The organism is Campylobacter concisus (genome assembly GCF_902460675.1).
Taxonomy (GTDB): domain Bacteria; phylum Campylobacterota; class Campylobacteria; order Campylobacterales; family Campylobacteraceae; genus Campylobacter_A; species Campylobacter_A concisus_AJ.
On the sequence record NZ_CABPUQ010000001.1, the window covers coordinates 57,086 to 82,009 of the forward strand.

Consider the following 24,924-nt stretch of genomic DNA (forward strand, 5'->3'; position numbering starts at 1 on the left):
GAGAGATAATGGAAAACGAAGAGTTAAAAGATATACTTTTAGAAAAAGATGATGAGGCAAAGGGTGCAAAACTAAAGAAACTTCTTATGTTTATAGCAGCTCTTGTTATACTATTTTTAATCATCATCGTAGCCATGAAGCTTATAAACTCAGGCGACTCAACACAAGCACAAAACGAAGCTGACTCAAGACTAGTTCTGCCTCCAGTGCCAGCAGAGCAGCCAGTCGATACACAGGTGCCTGCACAAGATACAAATTCAGATGTTAAAAAAGGCGATACTCAGCTTTTCGAGCAAGTGCCTATCGTGCCTGAAAATAAGCAACAAGATGATTTTGAAGATATGATCAAAAAGCTAAAAGATAAAGAAGGTGCAAAATCAGCTCCTAAAACTGAAGAGCCAAAAGAGGTAGTAAAAGCTGTCGAGCATCCAGCTGAAGCACCTAAAAAAGCTGAGACAAAGGTAGAAGCTCCAGCTAAAAAAGCTGAAACAAAAAGCGAAGCTAAAGCAGAGAAGAAAGCTGAAGCAAAGCCAGCCAAAACTGAGGCAAAAGCAGAGAAGAAAGCTGAAACTAAAGCTGAGAAAAAACCTGAAACTAAGGTAGAAAAAAAGGCTGAAGCTCCTGCAAAAGCAGAAAAAGTAGAAAAAAAAGCTGAAGCTCCAGCAAAAGCCGAGAGCGTCGCAAAAGGCTCTTATGTACAAGTATTTGCAACTAGCAAATTTAACCCAAATGCCGACTATATGAAAAAAATAGCAGCCAAAGGATATAGCTATAAGACTATAAAAGCTGGTGAGCTAACTAAAATTTTAGTTGGTCCATTTGATGAAAAAGGGCTACAAAAAGCTGTAAATGACATAAGAAAAGATGTCAATAAAGACGCTTTTGTCTTTAGAGCAAAATGAAAACCTTCGCAGTTTTTGGAGATCCGATAGCTCACTCGGTATCTCCAAGACTACACAACAAAGCCATTGCCGATCTAGCTCTTGATGCCCTATATACTAGGGTCTTGCTAAAAGATGGCAATGAGCTAATCAATAAATTTAAATCCCTAAAACTAAACGGCGCAAATGTCACACTCCCACATAAAGAATTTGCTCTAAATTTAGCCGATGAGGCTTCAGAAGCAGCCCGTAAAATAGGCTCTGCAAACACTTTGGTGCTAAAAAATGAGAAAATTTATGCCTACAACACTGACGCACCTGGCTTTTTAAAAGCGATAGCAAATTTCAAAGAGGCAAAAAGCGCCATCATCCTTGGAGCTGGAGGCACTGCAAACGCCCTAGCCTACGCACTTAGATCACAAAATATAGATATTTGCATACTAAATAGAAGCAAGGCAAGACTTGATAAATTTAAAGATCACTACGAGTGCTTTAGCTGGGATGATTATAAAGAGCATAAATTTGATCTAGTGGTAAATTCAACCTCAGCAGGGCTAAAAGATGATCTTTTGCCAGCACCAAAAGAGATTTTAGATGGCATTTTAAAAAGCGCTAAATTTGCATTTGATGTCATTTACGGCAAGCAAACGCCATTTTTAAAAGAGGCTAAAAGCCAAAATTTAGCATGCAAAGACGGAGCTGATATGCTCTTGTATCAAGCGGTCTTGGCGTTAAATTTATTTTATAATGGCAGCCTTGATGAGAAAAAGATAGAAATTTCTATGCGAGAGGCTCTTAGTTTATAAGGCTCGCAAGACCTCATCGTTCATTGCGTAAAATCAAAATGGAAAAATCATCAAGCTTAAAAAGCCAAGCTCTAAAGCTTAGCGATATAAATTTTAACTCCTTTAGCCACTCTAAAGCGCCTTAAACTACGATGATACTAGCTTGAACGATGGAACGCTTGAAATAAAACATTTGCACGATAAATTTAAAAAGCTAGGCATCTTACAAGAGCCAAATGAGCACTTTGATCTTGATTTAAATAGTGAAATTTTACTGCCTGCCATCTGCCTTAGGATAGATATTTTAAAATTTGATGAGATCAAAGATCTAGCTAAACTACTCATGCTCTATACATACTCCTTAAATGAGTGGTGCTTTTTTATATTTTCAAGCCTAAATTTAGCTGTATCCGCATGATGAGAGAGGTTTTGGCTGCATTGGACTAAATGACGATACAAAAAATGGGAGAGAATTTCTGGAGTTTTGTAAAAGAGAGAAAAATGCAAAGGTTGTTATAAAAGAGCAAATAAATTTTAAAATCAAATAAAACTAAAAGCCTCCCTTGCCGAAGCAAAGGAGGAAAAAATTTACTTTTCAAACGCTTTTTGTAAGCTAAATGGAAACGCTTGATAGCCCATAGCGTTTGTCATCTTTATCTCGATGCTAGGCTCTTTTGCTCCCCACTCAAACTCATCGATGTGCGGGCTAGGAAGTCCTACTGGGCGACCTTTTGCGATGTCAAACTGCATGCCAGCAACGGCTGAATAGACCATCACGCTATCAAGGTCATCTTGATACTGCGTAAGGCTAGTAACTGAGCTATACCACTCTTTGCCGCGCTCTTTGCCGTACTCCCAGATCTGCTCAACGGTCTTTTTGTTCTCATCGATCTTATAAACGACCGCACGAGAGTACTTCATACCAGCGATGGCTGGTTGCTCCATGCCCCTTGTGTCGCCGTTGTCAAAGACACTTAGATAAATTTCGCCTTTTTTAGACTTGCTATCTATCCTAAATGCTGTGTGCTGCGTCCATTGCCAATCAAAGCCACCTTTATCGCTCTCGTATCCTGGGCATTTTGAGTACTCATCTTCGCAGACTATTTTGTTGCCCTTGCTATCAACTGGCTGAAGAAGCTTATCTTTAAATTTATCGCTCCAGCCCTTGTGAGCGCCCATGATCCATTTTACTTGTTTGTCACGGCCGATCTTGATAACTGCGTCTTGGTGGCGGCTTGAGATGATGATACTATCGTCGCTTGGGTCGTAATCCACGCTATTTACGTGTGCCCAGTTGCGTCCTGGACCAGCGCCAACTATGTCGCCCCATTTATCATGCGTATCCATAGATTGAAGCTCGTCAGAGCTTGCTGTATGGCCTGCTTTTTTAGCGTCGATGTTTAAGCAAACTGCGCCTTGATCAAGCGTTTTTAACACGATGTCGCGGTAAGGATCAAGAATTTCATATAGTCTAAAGTCATCAACCACGTTGCCATCTCTGTCAAGCTCAACGATGACGTCGCGCACTGTTCTTACGTTTTTGCCATCAGCCCTTTTATAGTCAGCATTTGCCACACGCAAGAAGTAGTGTCCGTTTTGTGCTACGTCCATTGAGTGAGAGAAGTCGTTGTAGCTAGCTGGTAGCTCGCGGTTGAAAATTTCTCTACCCATGATGTCGTATTTTGCGTATCTTTGACCGTAACCCCAAGTCATAGCGCCATCGTCATTTTGCTTAAAGCCCATCATGACGCCAGCGTGAAATGGCTGTTTTAGGTCGTAAATTTTACTTGGCTCAAGATACCATCTAACCTCGCCTTTTGTATCAAGGATGAAGTTATTTGGGCTGTAGTTCCACTCTATCGCACCGCCAGCTGGGTTGTTCCAAACGACTTTTGTGCCCTTGCCTGTTTTATTTACAAAGTTATTTACATAGTAGAGGCGGTTTGCAAATTTAGCACTCGCAGGCTTAGTAACCTCGATCTTGTCAAATAGCGCGCCCTTTTGATTTGGCGTGCCAGCGCTCTCTAGGTAGATAGCTGGGGCGTAAATTTTATAGCTCTCTTTTATATGCTCAGTCTTGCCCTTGTAGCTCTTGTCGTACTCGACCTCAACGGTGTTTTGATAGTCAGGATACATGCCAAAAACTGGGATGCCGCCATGTGTGCGAAGATGCTTGTCAGCCACTTTGTAGCTTATAGTTTGACCACCTTGTTTTGGCACGATGGTTACTTTTGCATTGCTTAGTGTGTAGCCGCCATTTTTGATGACTGCTGTAAGTGGCGCTGTGTCGTATGGATTTACCACTACTTCGCCGATCTGCCCAGTGATAGCGTAGTCAAGTTTAGCTCCGCTTGGACCGCCTATCGCAAAAGCGCTCGAGCAAAGCACAGAGGCTAGTGCAACACAACTCAAAGTCTTTTTCATAACATCTCCTTTAGATAAATTTTATAAACTCTACTCATAAAGCTTATAAAATTTAGAAAAAGCCTTGGCAAAAACCAAGGCTTAAATCAGTAAAAGGAATAACAAAAATGATTTGCTTTGTGTGTAATTGTAGTAAATCTTTATAACATAAATTTCACGCTAAAGTTAATACTAGCTTAAAATTTAAAAATATATTTAAAATTTATTAAATAGCGTATTCAACCTCGTTATCTTCGCCATTTATGAGGTCAAAGATCTTAGCTTTTAGCTCAAAATACTTTAGATCATGCACGCCAAAATTTGGATTGATTATCTCTTTTATGATCACGCCATCGTGTAAGATCACGATCTTATCAGCCAAAAATAGCGCCTCATCGATATCATGCGTGACAAAGATAGTGGTTTGAGTCTTTGACATCTGCTTTAAGCTTTTTTGTAAATTTGTCCTTGTTATTGGATCAAGCGCAGAAAATGGCTCGTCCAAAAACAGCACCTCAGGGCTTAAGCTAAGTGCCCTTGCTATGGCGACACGCTGCTTTTGACCGCCACTTAGCGAGTGTGGGAAGAGCTCAGCCTTGTGAGAAAGGCTAACAAGCTCCAGAAATTTACTAGCTCTCTTTTCTTGTTCAAATTTATCCTTTATGCCAGAGCATTTTAGGGCAAATTTGATGTTATCTTTTGCGCTTAGCCACGGCATTAGCGAGTAGGTCTGAGTGATGATCTGGCGCGATTTGTCTAGTGAAATTTTCTTTGTATAAATTTTATTTTGCATTGAAATTTCACCGCTACTAAGCTCGCTCGTGCCACTTAGGATGTTTAAAAGTGTCGTCTTACCAGAGCCACTGCCGCCAAGCAAAACGCAAAATTCATTCTGCTTTATCTCTAAATTTATCCCTTTTAAAATTTTAGCGTCCCCAAAAGATTTGGTTAAATTTTTTATCTTTATCATCGTCCAAGCCTCTCCCCTGCGTATCTTTCAATGAGCGAAAAGATGAAATTTATCACGATGCCTATCACGCCGATCACAAAAATCACCGCCATTACGCTATCTATCCTAAGCTGGTTTCTAGCGTCTATTATGAGATATCCTAGCCCGCTTTGCGCTCCCACCATCTCGCCAACTACTAAATTTATCCAAGCAAGGCTCGCTGCTAGCTTTAGCCCTGAGATGATGCTAAAAAGACTTGCTGGCATGATGACGCCAGTGATTATTTGCATTTTGCTAGCTCCAAAGCCACGGGCCGCTAAAACAAGCTCATTTGGCACGCTTTTTACGGCACTTATAGTAAGAAGTAGCATAGGGAAAAATATCGCATAAGCGATGATGAAAATGGTCGGTTTATCGCCGATACCAAAGGCAAGGACTATCAAAGGTATCCACGCAATCGGCGAAATAGGACGCAAAAGTCCGATAAGTGACTCAAATGCATTTGCAAATTTTGGAAAAAGTCCAAATATAAGTCCGACCAAAACCGCAACAAGCGAGCCAATAGCAAGTCCTATGACGTATCTAATGAGTGAGTCAGTGACGCCAAGAAGCAGTTTGCCACTCCTTGCAAGCTCGAAAAATGCGCCTACCACCTCTTTTACGCTTGGTACTAAGTCCCCACTAAAAGCTTGCCAGATAAGCAAAGCTAGGGCTAAAACGAGAATTTGAAAAAGGTATTTCATCTTTGCTCCAAGTATGAGTTTATCTCTAAATTTGCTAGTTTTTGATTGCCTAAATTTTTGCTGATTAGAAATTCTTTTAGCTCCTCTAGCTCCTCTACTCTTAGGCTTAGATCGTTGTAGCTTACGATCTCTTTATCTAGCACTAGCTTTAATAAATTTGCATTTTGACTTAAGATCTCATTGCCCAAAAGTGCGCTTTTTTCGTGATCTTTTATGATAAAACTTGCTGCTTTTCTAAAAGCATCTAAAAGCTCGTTAAAATAAGGCTTTGAGAGGATCTCTTCTTGAAAATTTAGTGTGCAGCAGATGTGGTTTGGCTTTATATCTTTTGAAAAGAGTAAATTTTTCGCCCTGCCTTTAAAATTTACCGCCATTTGCCCAAATGGCTCAGCCACGATATAAGCGTCTATTTGATGGCTAAGAAGCGCAAAAGGCATCTCAGGTGGCGCCATCTCAATGATATCTGCACTCATATTTTCACGCTTTAAGATCGTATCAAGTAAAAAATAGTGCATGCTAAATTTTGAAGGCACAGCGATCTTTTTGCCAGCAAGCTGCTTAAGACCGGTAACGTCGCTTCTAGCCACAAGGGCTGAGCCATTTTTGTGAGCTGATAGCACTGTCTTTATCTTTGCGCCATTTGCTCTTAGCATAAGACCTAGTGGAGCTAGCATAAAAGCCCCGTCAATCGCCCCTGCCCTAAGCGCCTCAGCTAGATCAACCCAGCTGGCAAATTTAATAGGCACTATCATGAAATTTTCACTTTTATAGAGCTTTGAAGCGATGATGCATAGATGATCGCTTATCGGCACAAAGCCTATTTTTACGCCGATCTTTGGAGTGCTTGCTAGAGCTTTTTGGCTACTAAGAGCCAAGAAAGAGCCTAAAATTTGTAAAGCATAACGCCTGGTCATAAATTTTCCTGAATTTTATTTTAAGTGTGTAATTATAGTAACCAAATCTAAAATTTACACTAAATTTATCCTAAATCAATATCTGTGAAAATTTTTGATGATATAATCCAAGACTTATCCAAAAGATAAAATTTACTTGCATAAGGAGCAAAAATGCAAACAAACGACGAAATTTTAGGCATCAAGATCCAGAAATACGGACTTGATAAAGAGGCTAAGCCAAATGAAAAAGGCTTTTATGACTACAAAGACGAGGCAGAATTTACAGACTACTCAAATGCTATCTCACTTTATAAAAAAACCTTTCCAAATAAGCAAAAAGTAATCGAAGAGACACCTGATCCAGCCGTTAGCGAAATGCTCCTAAAAATGCAAGATATGGGGATCGAGACTGTTTTTGATAGATTTGACAAGCAAAAGCCACAATGCACCTTTGGCATGGCTGGAATTTGCTGTAAGATCTGCTTTATGGGGCCATGTAAGATCACATCAAAGGCAACTCGTGGCGTGTGCGGCGCTGATGCGGACGTCATCGTAGCTAGAAATTTACTCCGTCACGTAGCTGGCGGTGCTGCGGCTCACGGCGCAAGAGGCAGAGAAAACATGCTAGCTCTTAAAAACGCAGCAACTGGCAAGCTAAATATCCCAATAGAAGGCGAAGAGAAAGTACGTGCAGTTGCAAAGGCTTTTGGACTTGATGAGAGCAAAAGCATAAACGAGCTTGCCTCGCAGATCGCTGATATCTTACTTGAAGATCTATCTCGCACCTTGCCACAAGAGCACAAAGCCATAAAGACCTTTGCTCCAAAAGAGCGTCAAGAGGTGTGGAAAAAGCTTGATATCTTGCCAATAGGCGTCTATCACGAGGTTACAGAGAGCCTTCATAGAACAAGCACAGGCACAGATGGTGACTGGCGAAATGTAATGAAGCAGTTTTTCCGCACAGGTCTAGCTTATGCTTGGTCAAGCACGCTTGGCACGTCTATTGCGATGGATTGTCTATTTGGTCTGCCAAAGCTAAATGACTCTAAGATAAATTTAGGCGCTATCAAAAAAGGCTACGTAAATATCGCGCTTCACGGACACTCTCCACTTTTAGTAAGTGTCGTCGTTAAGCTTGGCAAGAGCGAGAAATTTCAAAATTTAGCCAAAGAAAAGGGCGCTTTAGGCATTCAGTTTTATGGTGTTTGCTGCAACGGACTTTCGGCTATGTACCGCTACGACGGCGTTATACCGCTTTCAAACGCAGTTGGCGCAGAGCTTGTCGTTGGCACAGGAGCGCTTGATCTTTGGCTAGCTGACGTGCAAGATGTCTATCCTACCGTTATGGAGGTAGCAAGGTGCTTTAAAACGACAGTCATCACTACAAGCGACTCTGCAAGGCTTCCTGGAGCTGAGCACATCGGTTTTGATCATCATCACTCAAATATGAGTGAAATTCACGAGATCGCAGAGAAAATTTTATATAGAGCACTTGAGAGCCATGAAGCTAGAAAAGGCATACCAGTGCATATCCCGCAATACGAAGTCGAAGCTAAAATGGGCTTTTCACTAGAAAATGTAAATAAAATTTTTGGCTCAACGCAGGTTATCGCTGATGCGATAAAAGAGGGCAAGATCCTTGGACTTGTAAATTTAGTCGGCTGCTCAAATCCACGCGTAGTTTATGAAAAAGCTGTCGTAAACGTAGCTAGAACGCTTCTAAAAAACAATGTCTTAATCATGACAAACGGCTGCGCCTCATTTCCACTACTAAAAACAGGACTTTGCAATGCAAATGCGCTTGAATACTGCGGCGATAGCTTGAGAGAATTTTTAGCCCCTTATAAGATCCCGCCGATCTGGCACATGGGCGAGTGCTTGGACAACGCTAGGGCTTCAGCGATGTTTAATGCGCTTAGCCAAAACTTAAGCACTGATATAAAAGACCTGCCATACGCATTTTCAAGCCCTGAGTGGTCAAATGAAAAGGGCATAGATGCCGCACTTGGCTTTAGACTACTTGGAATTTCATCTTACCACTGCGTATTTGCCCCAGTTCAAGGCTCAAAAAATGTTGAGGAATTTATGGCAAATGGCACATTGCCGATCCTTGGCTCAAAAATGGTAGTAAATCTTGATCCTGTCACACTTGCTGAAAATATCGTAGCTGACATGAAAGCAAAACGAGAAAAACTTGGCTGGCGAGCGTAAGATAAATTTAATACTATAGCCTCTTTACAATATACAAAAGAGGCTAGCTTTATAATTTTTTATCAATATAAGGTTTTATAAAGCAAGCTAGCGGTATAAAAATTTATATTTTTGTTAGCAAAATTTAAAATAGAAAATCTATCTTATAGTATAGATAAGTTTTATTGCAATCAGGGAAATTCCCTGATTGATTTTGTGTTTATTTTTGTGGCTTATCGCGACCTGAACCGTCATTTGGTTTTATAAATTTATCGATTAGTCCTTTGCCTATCTCACTTTGGTTTAAGCCTTCAAGCATTGAAGCTAAATTTGTGCCACCTTTTGAGCTTAGCACGTCACTTATTTTAGATAGGCCGTTTGATACGCTGCCCTCATTTGCGATGATCTTTAGATCAGCTGCACTTAGCGCTTTAGCCTGCTCTAAGCCCACATCTCTATTTGCCTCGATCTGTTTAATAGAGATAAGATAGGTCTGGTAGCCCTCATTTTCGCCGATCTCTCTAGCAAGCTCAATCTGTGCATTTACAGGTGCAAGCTCTTTTAGTCTTAGTGCCTCAGCCTCAGCAGAGCCGATTTTTTGTATACCTTGTGACTCTTTATCTTTAGTCTCCAGTAAAGCAGCAGCCTCCAAAAATGCCTTCTCTTTCTCACCCTCAGCTGTTAAAATTTGATTTTGTTTGTGTGCTTCAGCGTCTTTGATCTTTGCATTTTTCCTAGCTTCAGCGTCGATCTCTATCTTTCTTTGCTCTTGCTCAGCTTTAACGATCTCTACTTGTTTTGAAATTTCAGCTTGCTTAACATCAGTAACTCTGATAACTTCCATCTCTTTTTCTTTAGTGACCTTCTCTTGGTCAGCCACTTGTTGGCAAGCTTGCTGACGAGAAATAGCAACCTCTCTTTCGTTTTCAACTGTTTTTAGACCTACTGCCTTTTCAGCCTCTTGTTTTTTAACATCAGTCTCTTGTTTTGCATTTACTTCAGCGATCTCGGCAATCTTTTTATTCTCAGCCACAGTCATACGAGACTCTTTCTCGATTTCTGATTTTTTCTTCTCCATAATGTTAAAGATAACCTTGCTATCTCTACTATCGCGGATATCCATTAACTCGATATTTTTGACAGGCTCTATGCCCCAGTTTTGAAGCTGCTCTTTGACTGCAGTTGTAAATTCTAAGCCAAATTCACTTCTTTGTTGAAGAATTTCTTCTAGCTGCTTGCTAGCTAAGATAGAACGGATCGAGCCTTGGATGATGTCAGTTAGCTGAAGCTCCATATCTTTAAGATTTATAACACGTTGTGCAGCTAGGTTGCTATCTTTTATCCTAAAAAATGCAGTGATATCAACCATAAATGGCAAACGACCTACATCATATGCCTCATAGCCATCTATCTTTATACTAAAAACAGAAACTGGCAAAACTATCTTTGTTACACCGATTATTGGTATCCAGCTTGGAAATTCATAGTAGCTATTTCCATTTGCCGTATCTTTGCCGTAAGATGTGGTGCTTTTTGATGTTTGAACGATATGCACCTCATTTGTTGCAACAACGCGCCTAAATAAAAGCGGTATTAAAATGATAAACAGTATAACCACTGCGCCTACAATCATTGGAACTGAATATGCAAATTCCATTTATTCTCCTTTTTATAATTTTTATAAAATATTAATAACCTACACATTTATGCTAGGTTATACACTTTAGACTTTAACTTTAAAATGAATTATTGTGCCCAAATTGGGCATGTTTGAATTAATTTTATATCTACCTCCTTTTAAATATTTTAGTTTTATAAACAAGAATTATTTTTGGCAATTATAGTCAGTAATCCTTAAAATATAATGTAAATGTATTTATTATATTATAAAATTTATATTAAAGCCTTAATCTATAAACAAAACCACTATGCATAGCATTAGACTTTTATTGCCTCTCTTAAAAACCTATGTTCTTTAAAAAATTTGCGGAGTGATTTTTGCTCTTTTGGGCCGATCTTGTAGCTTATGAATTTAAGGTACCACTTGATATCTTGCTCGCTTATGTCGCGGCTTTTGGCATACTGGGCTAAGATGTAGTTTGGGATTTTTACATTTTTTTGCAAAAATTTTGCGACCAGTTTTTTGTAAAACGAGCCGTTTTTTACGTAAGAAAACCTACCAAAAACAAAGGGCAAATTTGTCTTTTCATGCCAAATTTGACCAAGGTCGTAAAAGCACTCTTTGCCCTCGCTCAAGTATGCCTTTAGCGCCCTGTCGCCTATGATCACCTCGCCATTTAGCTTAAGCACCTTGGCTAGGGCGTTTGAGCTGGCTGAGGCTGGGTCAAATTTTATATCTGAGTTTTTGCGCACAAGCACGCTTTTTACATCTTTTTTGGCGACTATTCCAAAATTTAGCTTCTTTAAATTTGCCTTTTTGCTGGCTATGCTTGAGATCACCGCAGCGTCGATCTTTCTAGCGTTTAGGGCTCTATTTAGCTTGCTTGGCACGCCCTTTTTAAACTCGATAGCCTTTTTTATCTGAGAGCTTAGTGGGGCTGATTTTAAAAATACGTGAAATGGGAGTAAATTTAGATAATCAATCTTTCCAAATATCATTTTTCATCTTTTACAAGCTCAAATTTAACCATCTCATTTTCGTTGCAAACGTCGCGAAATAGCTGGGTTAAGCTCTCTTTTGTGGCACCATCCAAAGCATTTTCGTTTTTTAGCTTTATAAGCGTTGGCTCATTTATCTCACAAAGGCAGTCAAAGAGCGCGTCTAAATTTTTGCCGTAGTACTCTGGCAGGTCAAATTTCTTAGCAAAATACTCATGCATCTTCTCTTTTTCGACCATCTTTTTGGCATCTAAGATCACGCTTTTCATTGCATCCTCTTCTCATAAAGCAGGTAAAAATGCTCGTAGTGATCGGGCGTGTAGTAGATAAGCCCGTCGTTTGAATATAAAATTCTCTCAGCGCCGCGTCTGCCGCCATTATAATTCACATCACACTCAAACCACTTTCTACCATCAGCCTCAGGCAGCCTCTTTTCTCGGTTTGAAAATCTATCCCCACCGATGCTTTTGCCGCCACTTACCTGCCATAAATTTCCGCTTTTTGCGTCCCAACCAAGTTCAAGTGCCTCTTTTTTAGTTATGAAATTCTTTGGCAGCTTATTAAATTTATAGATATAAAGTGCGACCTCATCTTTTGAGGTGTATGAGCCGTTTTCTGCAAGGCTCTGGCTCTTTTGCCCCTCTTTGTTTAACTGCTCAAGTAAAATTTGAGCGTTTTTGTTTGCCTCGCCGCCCTCTTTTGAAAAAAAGAAGGTGCCTATGATGATGGCAATGACAAAGGCAACTAAGGCTGGAAAAAGTTTTTTGTTCAAATTTTGCCCTTAAAGTGTGTTAAAAACTCTATCACCAGCGTCGCCAAGACCTGGAACGATATAGTTTTTCTCGTTTAATTTCTCATCGATCGATGCCGTATAGACCTCGACGTCTGGGTAAATTTCGCTAAATCTCTTTAACCCTTCAGGTGCAGCGATGATAGAGATAAATTTTATCTCCTTAACGCCCTTTTCACGCAAGAATTTGACCGCATCTATCGCCGTGCCGCCAGTTGCAAACATAGGGTCGATGATGATCGCCATGCGCTCTTTTGCGTCTTTTGGAAGCTTTGCGTAGAAAAACTCAGCCTGCGCTGTCTCCTCGTTTCGCTGAAAGCCCAAAAAGCCCACACTCGCATCTGGGATGATAGTAAAGACGCTATCAAGCATGCCAAGCGCAGCCCTTAAGATAGGGCATATCATCACTTTCGTAGTAAGCCTTTTTGCATCTGCCAGCGCAACTGGGGTTTGGACTTTGACATCTTTTACCTTTAAATTTCTAGTCGCTTCAAAGATCATAAGATAGCTGATCTCATCAACTAGCATGCGAAACTGAAAGGGTTGGGTGTTTTTATCACGTAAAATGGTTAATTTATGCTCGATCAATGGGTGTGAGATGAGCTTCACGTTTTGCATTTTTTGTCCTTAAATTTACTGTTCTTACAAGGTTTGTCTTTTACAAAATGCCAAGAGGAGAATTTAGCCCAAATTTGGGCTAAATTTGATTAAAAACCTTTTGCAAGTTTGGCTTTGTAAGCCTCAACATCAAAATCTTTTACTCTCGCTACGCCATCTTCAACTGCAGCTTTTGCAACTGCTGGAGCGACCGCTGTTAGCACGCGTTTGTCAAATGGTTTTGGGATGATGTACTCTTTGCCAAATTTTAGCTCGCTAACGCCACTTGCTTTTAAAACTTCAGCTGGCACTGGCTCTTTTGCAAGCTGAGCAAGCGCTTTAGCTGCAGCCATTTTCATATTTTCAGTGATCTTTTTAGCCCTAACATCAAGCGCGCCTCTAAAGATAAATGGAAAGCCCAAAACGTTATTTACTTGGTTAGGATAGTCGCTTCTGCCTGTGCCCATCATAACGTCATCTCTTACAGCTACGACGTCCTCTGGGAAGATTTCAGGCACTGGGTTTGCCAAAGCGAAGATGATAGGCTCTTTGTTCATCGACGCGACCATCTCTTTTGTCACAACACCAGGCTTAGAAAGACCTAAAAACATATCAGCGCCTTTCATCGCATCTGCTAGTGTCCTATCCTCGGTCTCAAGCGCAAATTCAACCTTTTCTGGAGTTAGATCTGTTCTTTTTGAGTGGATGACGCCTTTGCTATCTATCATCACGATGTGTTTTGCGCCAAGTGCTTTATACATCTTTGCGCAAGCGATGCCGGCTGCACCTGCGCCACTAACTACAATCTTTATCTTAGATATATCTTTGCCAGAAATTTCCATCGCATTTATAATGCCAGCGCTTGTTATCATCGCTGTGCCGTGCTGATCGTCGTGCATTACAGGGATATCGACTGCTTCTTGAAGCTTTCTTTCGATCTCGAAGCACTTTGGAGCACGGATATCTTCTAAATTTATACCGCCAAATGTAGGAGCTAGAGCCTTGCAAATCTCAACGATCTTATCAGGATCATGCTCGTCTAGTTCGATGTCAAAGGCATCAACGTTTGCAAATTTCTTAAATAGCACCGCCTTGCCCTCCATAACTGGCTTACCAGCGATAGCGCCGATGTCACCAAGTCCAAGAACAGCCGTGCCATCAGTGATGACAGCCACCAAATTTGCTTTATTTGTATATTTATAAGCTAGCTCAGTGTCTGCATTTATCTCACGGCATGGCTCAGCAACGCCTGGTGTATAGGCCATTGAAAGGTCTCTTGAAGTCTCGCAAGGTGTCTTTACCCTGATCTCGATCTTACCGCCGATGTGGTAGTTTAGTGCCTCTTCTTTAGTTACATGTGTCATTTCTCTTCCTTTAATAAATTTTGTATTCTGTTTTTGATCTCGCTGCTGCCTACTACTTCAAGCACTTCAAAGATACTTGGGCTCACGCTTGAGCCAGTTAGCGCTATCCTTAAGGCTTGAGCTAGGTCTTTTAGTTTTAAGCCATTTTGCTCTAAAAATTTATTAGTTAGCTCCTCGTAGCCCTTTGCGTCAAGGTCGCGGTCTAAAATTTGAGCAAATTTAGCCAAAATTTCTTTGCTATCTTCATTTATAAATTTAGCCCAAGCTTTCTCATCGTAGCTTTTTGGAGCGTTTATGATTGCATTTGCGCTATTTGCCATTTCTATTAGCGTCTTTGATCTCTCACGGAGTGAATTTAGCAGTAGCTCGCCCTTTACCAAAGCCTTAAAATCCACGCCAAAATCGAGCATATCGTGCGCTAGCCTATCGTAAGGCAAAGTTTTTATATAGTGAGAATTTAGCCAGTCAAGCTTTTGGGCGTTGTAGGTGCTTGAGCTTTTGTTGATATCGTTTGGATTGAAGTATTTAAGCATATCCTCGATAGTAAAAATCTCATCATCACCGTGGCTCCAGCCAAGACGAACAAGAAAATTTAAGAGCGCTTCAGGCAAGTAGCCCATCTTTTTATACTCCATAACGTCAGTCGCGCCGTGCCTTTTGCTAAGCTTTTTGCCGTCCTCGCCATTTATCATAGCGACGTGATAAAATTTAGGTGTTTTAAAGCCAAGCGCCTCGTAAAGAACGATCTGTTTTGGGGTATTTGAGAGGTGATCGTCGCCACGAATAACGTCTGTTACGCCCATTAGCGCGTCATCTATCACGACCGTGAAGTTGTATGTCGGTGTGCCGTCGCTTCTAGCGATAATGAAGTCATCTAAGATATCTTCAACCTTAAATTTAACCTCGCCCTTGATGCCGTCATGTATGACGATCTCGCCGCTAAGTGGGGCTTTTATACGGATAACTGGCTCAATGCCAGCTGGAGGTGTGCCTTTAAAATCTCTATATCTATTATCATATTTTGGGCGCTCTTTTCTTGCCTCTTGGCTAGCTCTAAGCTCCTCAAGCTCGTCCTTGCTCATGTAGCATTTGTAGGCTTTGCCCTCATCAAGCAGCTTTTTAACATACTCTTTGTAAAGATCAAACCTCTTTGACTGATATGTCACTTCGCCGTCGTGATCTAGCTTGCACCAAGCAAATGCCTCTTTTATGGCTTGTGTGGCTTCTTCTGAGTTTCGTTTTAAGTCAGTGTCTTCGATGCGGAGCAAAAATTTTCCATTGTTAGCTCTTGCGTATAAATAATTATAAAGAGCTGTCCTAAGTCCGCCTATATGTAGGTATCCAGTAGGCGACGGAGCAAATCTAGTAACTATCATTTTGTGCCTTATTTTTATGTTATAATTGCCCAAAATTATATTTACTAAATACTTAAACAAAGGTTTCATTATGAAAAAATTGCTCTTTTTGGCTGTTGGCGTGTTAAGTGCCTTAAATTTATATTCAGCTCAGATGATAAACGGCATCGCAGCTATCGTGGAGAACGAGCCTATCACGCTTTACGAGGTTTATAGCTTGAAAGAACAGCTAAAGACAACAGAGCAGGACGCTTTAAATTTGCTTATCAGAGATAGGCTTGAAGATGCGCAGATAAAAAACTTAAATTTAAGCGTTACGCCTTTTGAACTAAACGACAGGATCGAAGCGATCGCAAAGCAAAATGGTATGACAAATTCGCAATTTAGAAGCTCTATCCAAGCTCAAGGCATGGACTTTTTGGACTTTAAAAACAACTTAGAGCACAAGATGCTTCAAGAAAAGCTTTACAAAAGCATAGCTGCTGAGGCTGGCAAAAATATAAATGAGCAAAAAGCAAAGGCGTATTTTGACGCTAATCCTGATAAATTTAAGGTCTTTAGCACCGCTAGAGTCGTAGTTTATAGAGCAAAAGACCCTGATCTGCTTGAAGCCCAAAAGACAAGTCCGAAGCTACTAGACGGCGTGCAAACACAAGAGGTTAGTTTAGACTATCAAAGCATAGATCCAAGGCTTGCTGCGATCATCTCAAGCACAAATAACGGCGACTACACACAGCCTTTGCAAGGACCTGATAGCTTTGATATGTTTTTAGTAAAAGAGAAGATCGGCTCATACACACCAAGCTTTGCTGATGTAAAAGATAACTTTATAAACGAGCTTTACCAAGGCGAGCAAGAAAAATTAATGAGTGATTACTTCGAAAAACTTCGCGCAAAAGCAAAAATTCAAATCCTAAGATAACTTCAAATTTAGCCACTTTGGTGGCTAAATTTCTCTAAAATTTAAATTTAAAATTTATAAGCAAAAACCTACAAAAGCAGTCAAATTTAATTACGATTTTAGTTAAAAATCCAACGTAAATAGCATAAATAAAGCCAAGTACTACAGCATACTGAGTAAAAGGTATGATGCCAGCTCCCATTTGCACTAGATGTTTGCCAGGGCAGCCATAGCTTAAGCTAAAAGCAAAGACCAGCTAAGCTCATGCCAAAGAAATTACAAAGCATATCATTGTGAGCGATAGGCTGAGTTTCAAAGCCAAATTTGTATTGATCTAGCACTAAATTTGTGATGCCTGTGCAAATGATGATAGAGATTTCGCCATAAAACATCTAAAAATCACGCCCGAAAATTTTACTGATAGCTCCCACTAAGCAAAATTTACTTCTTTGCATAAATGCACCATTTTCGCCAAGTTTTAGGTCAAAGATAAGTGCTATCAAAAATAAATTAGCAATAATTAGTGGCAAAAACACTATCGCCTTTGTAGTGGTTTCACTCTCTGGCAAAACGTAGCCGTTTTTTGAAAATTTATTCTAAAAAATGCTAGAAATGGCGATTAAATTTAACTATTTAATGATAAAAGAGATTAGCGGAAATTTTCTATAAGGTCTTTAAAAACTTCATAAAGTTTATTTACTTCGCTGATGCTGACACGTTCGTTTTTGGCGTGTATGCGGTCGTTTATGACACCAAATTCTATCGCGTCTACGCCAAATTCAGCAAAGTGTCTAGCATCGCTCGTGCCACCTTTTGTGTTTAAAAGTGGTGTAACGCCAGTGATCTTTGTGACAGATGCCATTAAATTTCTTACGATCTTGCTATCTTTGTTCGTTAAAAATCTCTTTGAGCTTTGCTTTATACTAAGCTCGTAACTAAGCCCATCTAAAACGCTTCTAAGATAGTTCTCAACGTCATTTGCGTCAGTTAAATTTGAGTTTCTAACGTTAAACATTATGCTAAGCTCACTTGGAGTGACGTTGCAAACCTGCATGCCACCACGAATGTCCGTCACCACGATCTTACTTGGGCTAAAAAACTCACTCCCGTCGTCCATATCGTGATCAGCTATCTTACTTAAAAGTGGAGCTATCAAATTTACTGGATTTACACATTTTTCTGGGTATGCCACGTGACCTTGAACTCCCTTTATCACGATCTTGCCATTTATCGAGCCGCGCCTGCCGACCTTTATGCTATCGCCAAATTTCTTATCACAAGTTGGCTCAGCCACGACGCAAAATTTGGGCAGATCCCCTATTTCACGCAGATATTCAAGTGCCAAAGGCGTGCCGTAAGTGCCATCGCCCTCTTCGTCACTTGTTAAGATGAGACTTAGCTTGCCATTAAATTTTGCATCTTTAGCAGCACAAACAAAGGCAGCCACGCCACTTTTCATATCCTGCGCGCCCCTTGCATAGATGTAGCCATCTTTTTCAAGCGGTGTAAATGGCTCGCTATCCCAGCCATCTCCTGGAGGCACGACATCGACGTGTCCTGCAAAGGCTAGATGTTCGCCGTCTCCATAAATTTTAGAAAGTATGAGATTTTTTGTGCCGTTTTTTTCTATAAATTTAGTCTCAAAGTCAGGTAAAAATTTAGCGATGAACTCCAAGCTGCCTGCATCATCTGGCGTGATAGAACGAAATTTTAAAAGCTCTTTTAAAAAGCTAACTACCACTAAAATGCCTTTTTAGAAGGAAGTCCCAAGTAAAATCCCTGGAATTCGTCGATGCCTATCTCCTTACAGACGTTAAAGATTTCTTTAGAATGAACATACTCTGCGATCGTTTTTATGCCAAGATCCTTTGCAAATGCCACGATCGCGCTTGCGATAGCATATGAGTCTTTATTGATATCGATATCTTTGATGATAGAGCCATCGATCTTCACGTAGTCTGGCTTGATCTTTATGATGTAAGAGAAATTTGAGTAGCCAGAGCCAAAGTCGTCGATCGCTATCATAGCGCCCATGCTCTTTGCTCGCTCGATAAAGACTGAGACGCGCTCAGCACTCTTTAGCTCCTCGTCTTCAACTATCTCAAAAACTATCCTGCCAGCGACATTGTGCTTATTTAGTAAATTTAAAACAAGTGCGCTAACGTCGCCATCTATCATATCTCGGCTGCTTAAATTTATAGAAAGAACCAAATTTGGATCTTCAGTGAGGTGCTCAAAGCACTTTTTGATTAGCTGTTTTTCAAGGTCTGCGTAACGCTTGATACGCTTTGAGATATCTAAAAATACACTTGGCGAGATGACGTCGTCGCGGTCTAAAATTCTTATCAAGCATTCATATTTTATAGGGATCTTTTTCTCGTCAAATATCGGCTGAAAATACGGCACAATGTTATCATTTATCGTAGCGTTTTGGATCAGCTTTGAGCGCTCGATCTGATTTGCGTATTCATCTTTTTGACTTAGTCCTTTAAAGTAGCAAACATAGTCTTTATCAAGCGTCTTGGCTGATTTTAGCGCGATGGTTGCCTTTCTTAAGGTCTGGTCGCTATCAAGCGCAAAGCCTATGGTGTTGTGAATTTCTATATCATCGACCTCTACGCCATTTTCATCTTTTATGCTAAGCATCCTGCCTTTAAAGATATCTAGTAAATTTTCAGCAAGCTCTTCGTATCTGTCGATAAAGTCGTTATTATCTTCGACCAAAGCAAACCTGTCCGCCTCGATACAATAAGCCTTCATATTCTCATTTTTGGCAAATTCTTTGATGAGATTTGCCATCTGTTTTAGTATCTGGTCACACACGTATTTGCCGTAGTAGTCGTTCATCTTGCCAAAATCATCGATATCCATAAGTATCACTTTTGGATATTTATACTCGCTCACATCTTTTATGAGTGCTGCCTTGTTAAAAAGTCCAGTCATCGGATCGATATATAGCCTCTCTTTTAGTTCAGCGATCTTAATAGTGCTCTCTTCTTTTACTTTTAGATAGTCAAATTTGATGTTTAGATACTTAAATACAAACCAAAGACAGACCGCAAGCCCCAAAAATAGACCGATCGAGCTTAAGATCAAAGTAAGAGCCATATTTTTCATCAGCCACTGAAAATAAAATTCATCGCTAGTGCCAGTTATCCTTTGATCGATATGCGCTTTAAAGCCTAAAACATATTCATTTACTGCGACAAACATACATACTTTGGCGCTATTTTCTGGCAAAATTTCAGCCTTGAAATAATTCGTTTGAAAATCATGTGAATAGATGTCGCCACAGCTCTTGTCTTCGTAGTCTTTACCAACGAGGCTTTTGTCTGACGATGCCTCTATCTTAAAGCCATTTTTACCATTTTCTTTTAGCAAAAAGACATCACCAAAGGCAGCATTGCTTATGTAATTTTGAAAATCTAAGACACTAAATTTACTTATATTTTTAAAGTAATTCACATATTGATCTGTTAGATACTCAGTCTTTTTTTTGAGGCCAAAGTTGTTTGTAGAGAGCGCATTATTGTATTTATATGAATAGACAGTTAAATTTTCAATTACAAAGAAAGCAAAAAGCAAAACCACGACCAAAGTGACGGTTTTAACCATACTAAAGTGCTTTTTTTGCGATTCGTCACCTGGCATAAAGTTTAAACTTCCTTTCTTAAATTTTTCTAATAGATTATATCTAAGCTAAATAAAAAATTTCTTTCATTTTTTAATTAAAAATTTAGCTCAAAGTTTAACGATCTTTGCACCGTATCCGCCTTGATTTGCCGGTGCATCATGAAATTCTTTCACGCTTGGATGCTCTTTTAAGAAATTTTTGACAGCAAAGGCGAGTTTGCCAGTGCCAATGCCGTGAAATACGCTAACCTCATCAAATCCCATAACAAGACTATCTGAGATAAATTTATCAAGCTTTGCTATCGCCTCGTCAGCTCTCATACCGTGCAGATCAAGCGATAATGACGCCGTTTTTGGCTTATCGACATTTAGGCTTACGCCACCTTTTTTAGGCAAGACTACTTCGTTGCCATTTTTTCTTAAAAGCTCGAGTGGCACACGTAAATTTATACCATTTGACTCGATCATCGCGTCATTTTTAGAGATGCTTAAAACCGTGCCTTTTATATTTTCATATTTCACTCTATCGCCTACTTTTAGGCTCTCTCGCTCAGTTTTTTTAGGCTTAACGATGGCAGCTTTTTTCTCATTTGCCACATTTAGCGCCCTTTGCTTGTCTTTTATCTCTTTGAAATTTATAACAGCTTTTGCCGCATTTATCGCTTCATAATACTCTTTTTCAAGGCGTGAAATAGTCGCATTTAGCTTGATCTCATTTCTCTCTTTTAGCTCTTTTTGCTCCTCAAGCAAGCGCTCCAGCCGCTCCTCTTTTGCCGTGACCTCTTTTATCCCCTCATCAAGCTTAGTTTGTAAATTTAGAGTCTTTGTGATGATCTCATTTAAATTCTCTTTATCCTCGCCGTAAATTTTCTTTGCCTGCGCCACTAAATTTTGAGATATGCCGTATCTTGCCGCCGTTTCAAAGGCGTAAGACTTGCCGATCGTGCCTTTTAAAAACTCAAATTTAGGCCTTTGGGCCGCCTCGTCGTAAAGTGCCGCCACTAGCTCAACCTCTGGGTTTTTAGCTAGTAACATCGCAAGGCGCTTGTGGTGGGTCGTGATGATCATTTTGATATCTTGAGTGATGAGGCGCTCTATCATGACGCCATACAAGCTCGCAGCCTCCTCAAAGTCGGTGCCAAGCTCGATCTCGTCGATACCGATGATGATCGATTTTTTAGTAAAAAGCTTTGCAAAATGCACCATCCTGCCAGCAAAGGTCGAGATGTCGTTTTTCACACTTTGCGGATCTTCTATAATCGCGTCAAATTCTTTAAAAGAGCCGATAGTTGAGCGATTTGCGTCAATACGCATAGGCAGCAGATACTTTGCAAGTAGCGTAGCTGAGATGATCGATTTTAAAAGCATCGACTTACCGCCAGCATTTACGCCAGTAATGAGAAGCACCTTTTTGCTAAAATCCACGCTCACACTCTTTGGGTTTTTTAGCGCTGGATGGGCAAATTTCTCAAGCTTTATGACGTGTGAGCTATTTGGTAAAACAAACTCATAGTCACGCGATCTAGCCAAATTTACGCGCGCTTGATAGGCATCAAACTGATCAAAAGCGTTATTTATAAATTTCAAAAAGAGCAGGTTCTTACTCATCTGCAGGCTAAATTTCTTGCAGTGCTCAAAAATGATCTCCTCTTTTCTATCAAGCAGCTCGCTTTGCTCCTTTTTTAGGCGCTCGGTGCTTGCAGGTGCGACGTAGAAGTAGCCACCTGAGCTTCTAGCGATCACGGTGCCTTTTAGGGCGTGATTAAAGCCGCCGCGCACCAAAAGTGCCTCTTGCGAGTTGATATAGTGCGTCTGGGTATCGACTAGATAGGGCGTGATGTGCTTTGAGTAGATGAGCTTTTTAAGCTCGGCGTCGATCTGGCGCTTTTTCTCGCTAAAAGCCTGCTTTATCGCGTAAAATCTCTCGTCCACGCTGTCGCTAAACTCGCCGTTTTCATCAAAGCTGTTTGCCATCTGACTCATCGCTTCAGGAATTTCAACTTTAGCGATCCACTCGCCAAGCCTACCTTCAAATTTTTGCTTTTTTAGATATGAAAAATACTTAATAATCTTTGCAAACTCGTAAATTTCACTGATGTGAAGCACTGCTTGCTTGCTAAGTCTCATAAGCGCGTCATCAAGCTCTTTTATCTCGTCAGGCGCCTTAAAATCATACTTTGAAAGCTCGCTAATGTTTTCAAAGTGAATTTTGCTGTCGCCTTGTAAAAATAGCGGTTTTTGCCTTGCTAAAAAGGAGTTAAATTTATCCAGATACTCGCCTAGATCGAGCTTTGCAAAGATATCGTTCATTGCTCGCAGCTCGTTATAGGCACGATGACGCCTGAAAGATCACTAAATTCTCGCTTTGGTAAAAATGACGCCGTGCCAAATTCGTAGTTAAATTTCTTATTACTGACGTTGTGATCGCCGCATTTTAGCACTTTACCCTGCTTAAAGTCAGTCACTAGCTTTGATATGGCGTCCTCGTTTTTGGATAAATTCTCCTCGTAAAAATAGACGCAAACAAGGATCACTACAAGCACTGCGCTAACGAGCACTTTTATGCTTTTGCTGATCTTTTCATCTTTTATCGCCCAGATCGCTCCAAAAAGCAGCATCACGCCGGCGATTATTATCAAATTTCTTACCATTTTACGCCTTTATACTTTGCGATGAGCTCTTTGTAAAGCTCTGCATGAGGCTTGATCTTTTCTAAAATTTCAGCTCTAACCTCGCTGATATCTTGCTTTTCAACCAGCAAGCAAACGGCCAGATACGGGGCATTTGGCAGCATATCTTTTATCTGAGCGCTATTTAGCTTTTGCGACCTTGCAAGGGCTATCAAGATATCTTTTTTACCTAAATTTATAAGGCTAGAAATTTCATTCTCGCTTAGCTCTTTTTCTTTTATCTCTTTTAAAATTTCATTTTCATCTTGAGGCTTGAAAGTGCTTAGATCCATTAATATCCGCCTCTTAGTTGCACGCTGATATCGCCCGCTCCAAAGCCAACTACGATGCCGTCACTTAGGCGGTTTTTCACACCAAATTCATCTGTAAATTCTATCCCCTCTTCAACCCTCTCGACCTTATCGGTAAAGATCGGGTTATACTCGCTAAATTCGCTCTTCATATCAACTTCGATCGGATTTTCTCCGGCTGCATAAACTGGCAAGATAACAAGCTCATCAACGCCCTTAAAGCACTCTTTAAAGCCAGGTAAATTTGTGCTAAGCCTTGTGTAGCGGTGTGGCTGAAATATCGCTGTGACGCTATTTATGCCTAAAATTTTTGCGTATTCAAAGACTGATTTTAACGTCGCTTTTATCTCGGTTGGATGGTGTGCGTAGTCGTCAATAAGGACAAAATTTTTGTTTGCACTAAGTATGTCAAAACGCTTTTTGATGCCTTTAAAATTTAGTAAATTTTCTCTTATGTCTTTAAGCGGCGTCTCGTGCATCGCAGCTAGAATAGCCAAAGATGCGTCTATGGCGATGTGCTCGCCCATGCCAAAGGCTTCAAATTTGCCTAAATTTTTAAGGTTAAAGCTAGTGTATGGCTGATAATCTCTCACAACCATTGTAAGCTCGGTGATATCACTGCTTGGATAAAGCCTGATCGCATCAAGCTTAAGCGTGCTTAAAAACTCGTCCTCAGCGTTTATCACTCTAACCTTTGCGCGCTCCAAAAAGCCCTTGTAGGCTGCGTAAAATTTAGCTAGATCATAATCGTAGTGCTCCATGTGCTCTGGCTCTGCGTTGGTGACGATGGCTAGATATGGGTTTGAGTTTAGAAAGCTAGAATCGCTCTCATCAGCCTCAAATACGACGTTATCGCTTTTGGCGTAGCGCATATTTGAGCCAAACTGCTTTGAAATGGCGCCGATGATGACTGAGCCTTCAATTAGGCTTGCTAGCATCGCTGAAGTCGTGCTCTTGCCGTGCGCGCCTGCTACTGCAAAGACACACTTATCTTCAAGCACGTAAGGCAAAATTTCTTTTCTTGAAAAGCACTTTATGCCCTTTCTTCTGGCCTCCACTAGCTCGATGTTGTCCTCTTTTATCGCAGCTGAATAGACCACGAAGTCTTGGTCTTTTATCGCCTCTTTGCAGTGCGGCGTGATGACCTCGATGCCCTCATCTTTTAGCTCAAGCGTCGTCTTGCTCTCTTTGATGTCGCTGCCGCTTATCTTGTGGCCTTTTTCGTGTAAAAATCTAGCGATGGCTGAGATGCCGATGCCGCCGATGCCTATGAAATGGACTTTTTTGATCTCGTTGTTTAGCTCTTGCAAATTTTATCCTTAAGTTTTTCGTGATTTTAACAAAAACTACTAAATTTAAGGCTGAAAAATGGCTTTTATTTGCTTAGCGTAAAGCTTTCATCTATCAGGTCAAAAACGGTTTTTTGTGAGATTTTTGAGTTTAAATTTACACTTATCCAGTGCTTTTTATTCATATGATATGCCTTAAAAATTTGCCTCTCATCAACTAGCACCATGGCTAGATCAGGGCTGCATTTTAGGTTTAAAACCTCTATCACTTCGTCACTTTCAAGACCTAGCTTGCTAGCGCTTAGCTGCATAAGTAGCGCAAACCACTTCTCATTTTTCTTGTGACGAAAGGCATGAAAATTTGGATATTTTGGGAAAAGTTGCTCGCCTAAAATGTCAAATTTCTCTTTTATATATTTCTCTATCTCACTTCGTTTCAAATTTCACTCCGAAATAAAATTATCATTTTATTTAAAAGGGAGACAAGGGGACTTGAATTACGGTCTGCTTGCAGTTGCGAGCTTGCGAAGCAAAGTCGTCCCCTTATCC

Annotated in this window: 25 protein-coding genes; 5 read left to right on the forward strand and 20 right to left on the reverse strand. The window is 40.4% G+C overall.

Annotated features, from left to right (window positions below):
• The first annotated feature begins 8 nt into the window (after positions 1 to 8).
• The 3 genes from F3G88_RS00310 to F3G88_RS00320 all read left to right on the forward strand — a co-directional run bounded on the left by F3G88_RS00310 (position 9) and on the right by F3G88_RS00320 (position 2,084).
• Positions 9 to 902, forward strand: a complete 894-nt coding sequence (locus F3G88_RS00310; protein WP_149715080.1) for an SPOR domain-containing protein — start codon at positions 9 to 11, stop codon at positions 900 to 902.
• A complete protein-coding gene (locus tag F3G88_RS00315) occupies positions 899 to 1,687 on the forward strand; it encodes a shikimate dehydrogenase (RefSeq protein WP_149715081.1) in 789 nt (262 codons plus the stop codon). The genes F3G88_RS00310 and F3G88_RS00315 overlap by 4 nt, the downstream gene beginning before the upstream one ends.
• A gap of 142 nt (positions 1,688 to 1,829) precedes the next feature.
• Positions 1,830 to 2,084, forward strand: a complete 255-nt coding sequence (locus F3G88_RS00320) for a hypothetical protein (protein ID WP_103573126.1) — start codon at positions 1,830 to 1,832, stop codon at positions 2,082 to 2,084.
• Between the two features lie 170 nt (positions 2,085 to 2,254).
• On the opposite strand, the gene F3G88_RS00325 is transcribed toward F3G88_RS00320, so the two are convergent.
• The 4 genes from F3G88_RS00325 to F3G88_RS00340 all read right to left on the reverse strand — a co-directional run bounded on the left by F3G88_RS00325 (position 2,255) and on the right by F3G88_RS00340 (position 6,675).
• The gene (locus F3G88_RS00325; RefSeq protein ID WP_021087507.1) at positions 2,255 to 4,090 is read right to left on the reverse strand and encodes an aryl-sulfate sulfotransferase; all 1,836 of its coding nucleotides are present in this window, start codon (positions 4,088 to 4,090) and stop codon (positions 2,255 to 2,257) included.
• Positions 4,091 to 4,295: 205 nt separating this feature from the next.
• Positions 4,296 to 5,039, reverse strand: coding sequence for an ABC transporter ATP-binding protein (locus F3G88_RS00330; RefSeq protein ID WP_012140336.1), 744 nt, complete (start codon positions 5,037 to 5,039; stop codon positions 4,296 to 4,298).
• Positions 5,036 to 5,761, reverse strand: a complete 726-nt coding sequence (locus F3G88_RS00335) for an ABC transporter permease (RefSeq protein WP_149715082.1) — start codon at positions 5,759 to 5,761, stop codon at positions 5,036 to 5,038. Before F3G88_RS00335 ends, F3G88_RS00330 begins: the two co-directional genes overlap by 4 nt.
• Complete coding sequence (locus F3G88_RS00340; RefSeq protein WP_149715083.1) at positions 5,758 to 6,675, reverse strand: ABC transporter substrate-binding protein; 918 nt, start codon at positions 6,673 to 6,675, stop codon at positions 5,758 to 5,760. Before F3G88_RS00340 ends, F3G88_RS00335 begins: the two co-directional genes overlap by 4 nt.
• A gap of 153 nt (positions 6,676 to 6,828) precedes the next feature.
• On the opposite strand from F3G88_RS00340, the gene cooS reads away from it, so the two are divergent.
• Complete coding sequence (gene cooS / locus F3G88_RS00345; protein WP_149715084.1) at positions 6,829 to 8,868, forward strand: anaerobic carbon-monoxide dehydrogenase catalytic subunit; 2,040 nt, start codon at positions 6,829 to 6,831, stop codon at positions 8,866 to 8,868.
• Between the two features lie 199 nt (positions 8,869 to 9,067).
• Here cooS and F3G88_RS00350 read toward each other — a convergent pair whose 3' ends face one another.
• The 7 genes from F3G88_RS00350 to gltX form a co-directional block, all read right to left on the reverse strand.
• A complete protein-coding gene (locus F3G88_RS00350) occupies positions 9,068 to 10,504 on the reverse strand; it encodes an SPFH domain-containing protein (RefSeq protein WP_103573130.1) in 1,437 nt (478 codons plus the stop codon).
• A 281-nt stretch (positions 10,505 to 10,785) separates the two neighbouring features.
• A complete protein-coding gene (locus F3G88_RS00355) occupies positions 10,786 to 11,466 on the reverse strand; it encodes an MqnA/MqnD/SBP family protein (RefSeq protein ID WP_103573131.1) in 681 nt (226 codons plus the stop codon).
• A complete protein-coding gene (locus tag F3G88_RS00360) occupies positions 11,463 to 11,735 on the reverse strand; it encodes a barstar family protein (protein ID WP_149715085.1) in 273 nt (90 codons plus the stop codon). The genes F3G88_RS00355 and F3G88_RS00360 overlap by 4 nt, the downstream gene beginning before the upstream one ends.
• Positions 11,732 to 12,238, reverse strand: a complete 507-nt coding sequence (locus F3G88_RS00365) for a ribonuclease domain-containing protein (RefSeq protein ID WP_149715086.1) — start codon at positions 12,236 to 12,238, stop codon at positions 11,732 to 11,734. Before F3G88_RS00365 ends, F3G88_RS00360 begins: the two co-directional genes overlap by 4 nt.
• Positions 12,239 to 12,247: 9 nt before the next feature.
• Positions 12,248 to 12,874, reverse strand: a complete 627-nt coding sequence (gene upp / locus F3G88_RS00370; protein WP_012140343.1) for a uracil phosphoribosyltransferase — start codon at positions 12,872 to 12,874, stop codon at positions 12,248 to 12,250.
• 89 nt (positions 12,875 to 12,963) lie between these two features.
• Positions 12,964 to 14,217: a malic enzyme-like NAD(P)-binding protein gene (locus F3G88_RS00375; protein WP_004317644.1), complete on the reverse strand. Its 1,254-nt coding sequence runs from the start codon at positions 14,215 to 14,217 to the stop codon at positions 12,964 to 12,966.
• Positions 14,214 to 15,593, reverse strand: a complete 1,380-nt coding sequence (gltX, locus tag F3G88_RS00380) for a glutamate--tRNA ligase (RefSeq protein ID WP_149715087.1) — start codon at positions 15,591 to 15,593, stop codon at positions 14,214 to 14,216. Before gltX ends, F3G88_RS00375 begins: the two co-directional genes overlap by 4 nt.
• A 70-nt stretch (positions 15,594 to 15,663) precedes the next feature.
• Here gltX and F3G88_RS00385 point away from each other — a divergent pair, with 70 nt between their 5' ends.
• Positions 15,664 to 16,494, forward strand: a complete 831-nt coding sequence (locus F3G88_RS00385) for a peptidylprolyl isomerase (RefSeq protein ID WP_149715088.1) — start codon at positions 15,664 to 15,666, stop codon at positions 16,492 to 16,494.
• A 218-nt stretch (positions 16,495 to 16,712) separates the two neighbouring features.
• On the opposite strand, the gene F3G88_RS10380 is transcribed toward F3G88_RS00385, so the two are convergent.
• From F3G88_RS10380 to F3G88_RS00425, 9 genes are all read right to left on the reverse strand, one after another.
• Positions 16,713 to 16,865: a hypothetical protein gene (locus F3G88_RS10380; RefSeq protein WP_223228692.1), complete on the reverse strand. Its 153-nt coding sequence runs from the start codon at positions 16,863 to 16,865 to the stop codon at positions 16,713 to 16,715.
• Positions 16,866 to 17,042 (reverse strand): hypothetical protein, encoded by a 177-nt coding sequence (locus tag F3G88_RS10385; protein WP_223228693.1) that lies wholly within the window; start codon positions 17,040 to 17,042, stop codon positions 16,866 to 16,868.
• An 80-nt stretch (positions 17,043 to 17,122) separates the two neighbouring features.
• On the reverse strand, positions 17,123 to 18,214 hold the full coding sequence (gene dapE, locus F3G88_RS00395) for a succinyl-diaminopimelate desuccinylase (RefSeq protein ID WP_149715089.1): 1,092 nt from the start codon (positions 18,212 to 18,214) through the stop codon (positions 17,123 to 17,125).
• Positions 18,214 to 20,124 (reverse strand): EAL domain-containing protein, encoded by a 1,911-nt coding sequence (locus tag F3G88_RS00400; protein ID WP_148823412.1) that lies wholly within the window; start codon positions 20,122 to 20,124, stop codon positions 18,214 to 18,216. Before F3G88_RS00400 ends, dapE begins: the two co-directional genes overlap by 1 nt.
• Positions 20,125 to 20,214: 90 nt before the next feature.
• The gene (locus F3G88_RS00405) at positions 20,215 to 22,416 is read right to left on the reverse strand and encodes an endonuclease MutS2 (RefSeq protein ID WP_188117440.1); all 2,202 of its coding nucleotides are present in this window, start codon (positions 22,414 to 22,416) and stop codon (positions 20,215 to 20,217) included.
• Positions 22,413 to 22,757: a hypothetical protein gene (locus F3G88_RS00410; RefSeq protein WP_107856467.1), complete on the reverse strand. Its 345-nt coding sequence runs from the start codon at positions 22,755 to 22,757 to the stop codon at positions 22,413 to 22,415. The genes F3G88_RS00405 and F3G88_RS00410 overlap by 4 nt, the downstream gene beginning before the upstream one ends.
• Positions 22,751 to 23,068 carry a hypothetical protein gene (locus F3G88_RS00415; protein WP_149715091.1) on the reverse strand — a complete coding sequence of 106 codons (318 nt, stop codon included), beginning with the start codon at positions 23,066 to 23,068 and terminating at the stop codon, positions 22,751 to 22,753. The genes F3G88_RS00410 and F3G88_RS00415 overlap by 7 nt, the downstream gene beginning before the upstream one ends.
• Positions 23,068 to 24,375, reverse strand: a complete 1,308-nt coding sequence (gene murC / locus F3G88_RS00420) for a UDP-N-acetylmuramate--L-alanine ligase (RefSeq protein WP_084041740.1) — start codon at positions 24,373 to 24,375, stop codon at positions 23,068 to 23,070. Before murC ends, F3G88_RS00415 begins: the two co-directional genes overlap by 1 nt.
• Positions 24,376 to 24,461: 86 nt before the next feature.
• Complete coding sequence (locus F3G88_RS00425; protein ID WP_103574020.1) at positions 24,462 to 24,815, reverse strand: MmcQ/YjbR family DNA-binding protein; 354 nt, start codon at positions 24,813 to 24,815, stop codon at positions 24,462 to 24,464.
• Between the last annotated feature and the right edge of the window lie 109 nt (positions 24,816 to 24,924).

What these genes read in the sequence shown, in the direction of transcription:
- F3G88_RS00340 (WP_149715083.1), bottom strand. Translation starts at nt 6,675, where the DNA reads ATGACCAGGCGTTATGCTTTACAAATTTTAGGCTCTTTCTTGGCTCTT.
- F3G88_RS00360 (WP_149715085.1), bottom strand. Translation starts at nt 11,735, where the DNA reads ATGAAAAGCGTGATCTTAGATGCCAAAAAGATGGTCGAAAAAGAGAAG.
- F3G88_RS00350 (WP_103573130.1), bottom strand. Translation starts at nt 10,504, where the DNA reads ATGGAATTTGCATATTCAGTTCCAATGATTGTAGGCGCAGTGGTTATA.
- F3G88_RS00410 (WP_107856467.1), bottom strand. Translation starts at nt 22,757, where the DNA reads ATGGTAAGAAATTTGATAATAATCGCCGGCGTGATGCTGCTTTTTGGA.
- F3G88_RS00385 (WP_149715088.1), top strand. Translation starts at nt 15,664, where the DNA reads ATGAAAAAATTGCTCTTTTTGGCTGTTGGCGTGTTAAGTGCCTTAAAT.
- gltX (WP_149715087.1), bottom strand. Translation starts at nt 15,593, where the DNA reads ATGATAGTTACTAGATTTGCTCCGTCGCCTACTGGATACCTACATATA.
- F3G88_RS00325 (WP_021087507.1), bottom strand. Translation starts at nt 4,090, where the DNA reads ATGAAAAAGACTTTGAGTTGTGTTGCACTAGCCTCTGTGCTTTGCTCG.
- F3G88_RS00375 (WP_004317644.1), bottom strand. Translation starts at nt 14,217, where the DNA reads ATGACACATGTAACTAAAGAAGAGGCACTAAACTACCACATCGGCGGT.
- F3G88_RS00335 (WP_149715082.1), bottom strand. Translation starts at nt 5,761, where the DNA reads ATGAAATACCTTTTTCAAATTCTCGTTTTAGCCCTAGCTTTGCTTATC.
- F3G88_RS00310 (WP_149715080.1), top strand. Translation starts at nt 9, where the DNA reads ATGGAAAACGAAGAGTTAAAAGATATACTTTTAGAAAAAGATGATGAG.
- upp (WP_012140343.1), bottom strand. Translation starts at nt 12,874, where the DNA reads ATGCAAAACGTGAAGCTCATCTCACACCCATTGATCGAGCATAAATTA.
- F3G88_RS00405 (WP_188117440.1), bottom strand. Translation starts at nt 22,416, where the DNA reads ATGAACGATATCTTTGCAAAGCTCGATCTAGGCGAGTATCTGGATAAA.
- F3G88_RS00415 (WP_149715091.1), bottom strand. Translation starts at nt 23,068, where the DNA reads ATGGATCTAAGCACTTTCAAGCCTCAAGATGAAAATGAAATTTTAAAA.
- F3G88_RS00315 (WP_149715081.1), top strand. Translation starts at nt 899, where the DNA reads ATGAAAACCTTCGCAGTTTTTGGAGATCCGATAGCTCACTCGGTATCT.
- F3G88_RS10380 (WP_223228692.1), bottom strand. Translation starts at nt 16,865, where the DNA reads ATGTTTTATGGCGAAATCTCTATCATCATTTGCACAGGCATCACAAAT.
- F3G88_RS00355 (WP_103573131.1), bottom strand. Translation starts at nt 11,466, where the DNA reads ATGATATTTGGAAAGATTGATTATCTAAATTTACTCCCATTTCACGTA.
- cooS (WP_149715084.1), top strand. Translation starts at nt 6,829, where the DNA reads ATGCAAACAAACGACGAAATTTTAGGCATCAAGATCCAGAAATACGGA.
- F3G88_RS00400 (WP_148823412.1), bottom strand. Translation starts at nt 20,124, where the DNA reads ATGCCAGGTGACGAATCGCAAAAAAAGCACTTTAGTATGGTTAAAACC.
- F3G88_RS00330 (WP_012140336.1), bottom strand. Translation starts at nt 5,039, where the DNA reads ATGATAAAGATAAAAAATTTAACCAAATCTTTTGGGGACGCTAAAATT.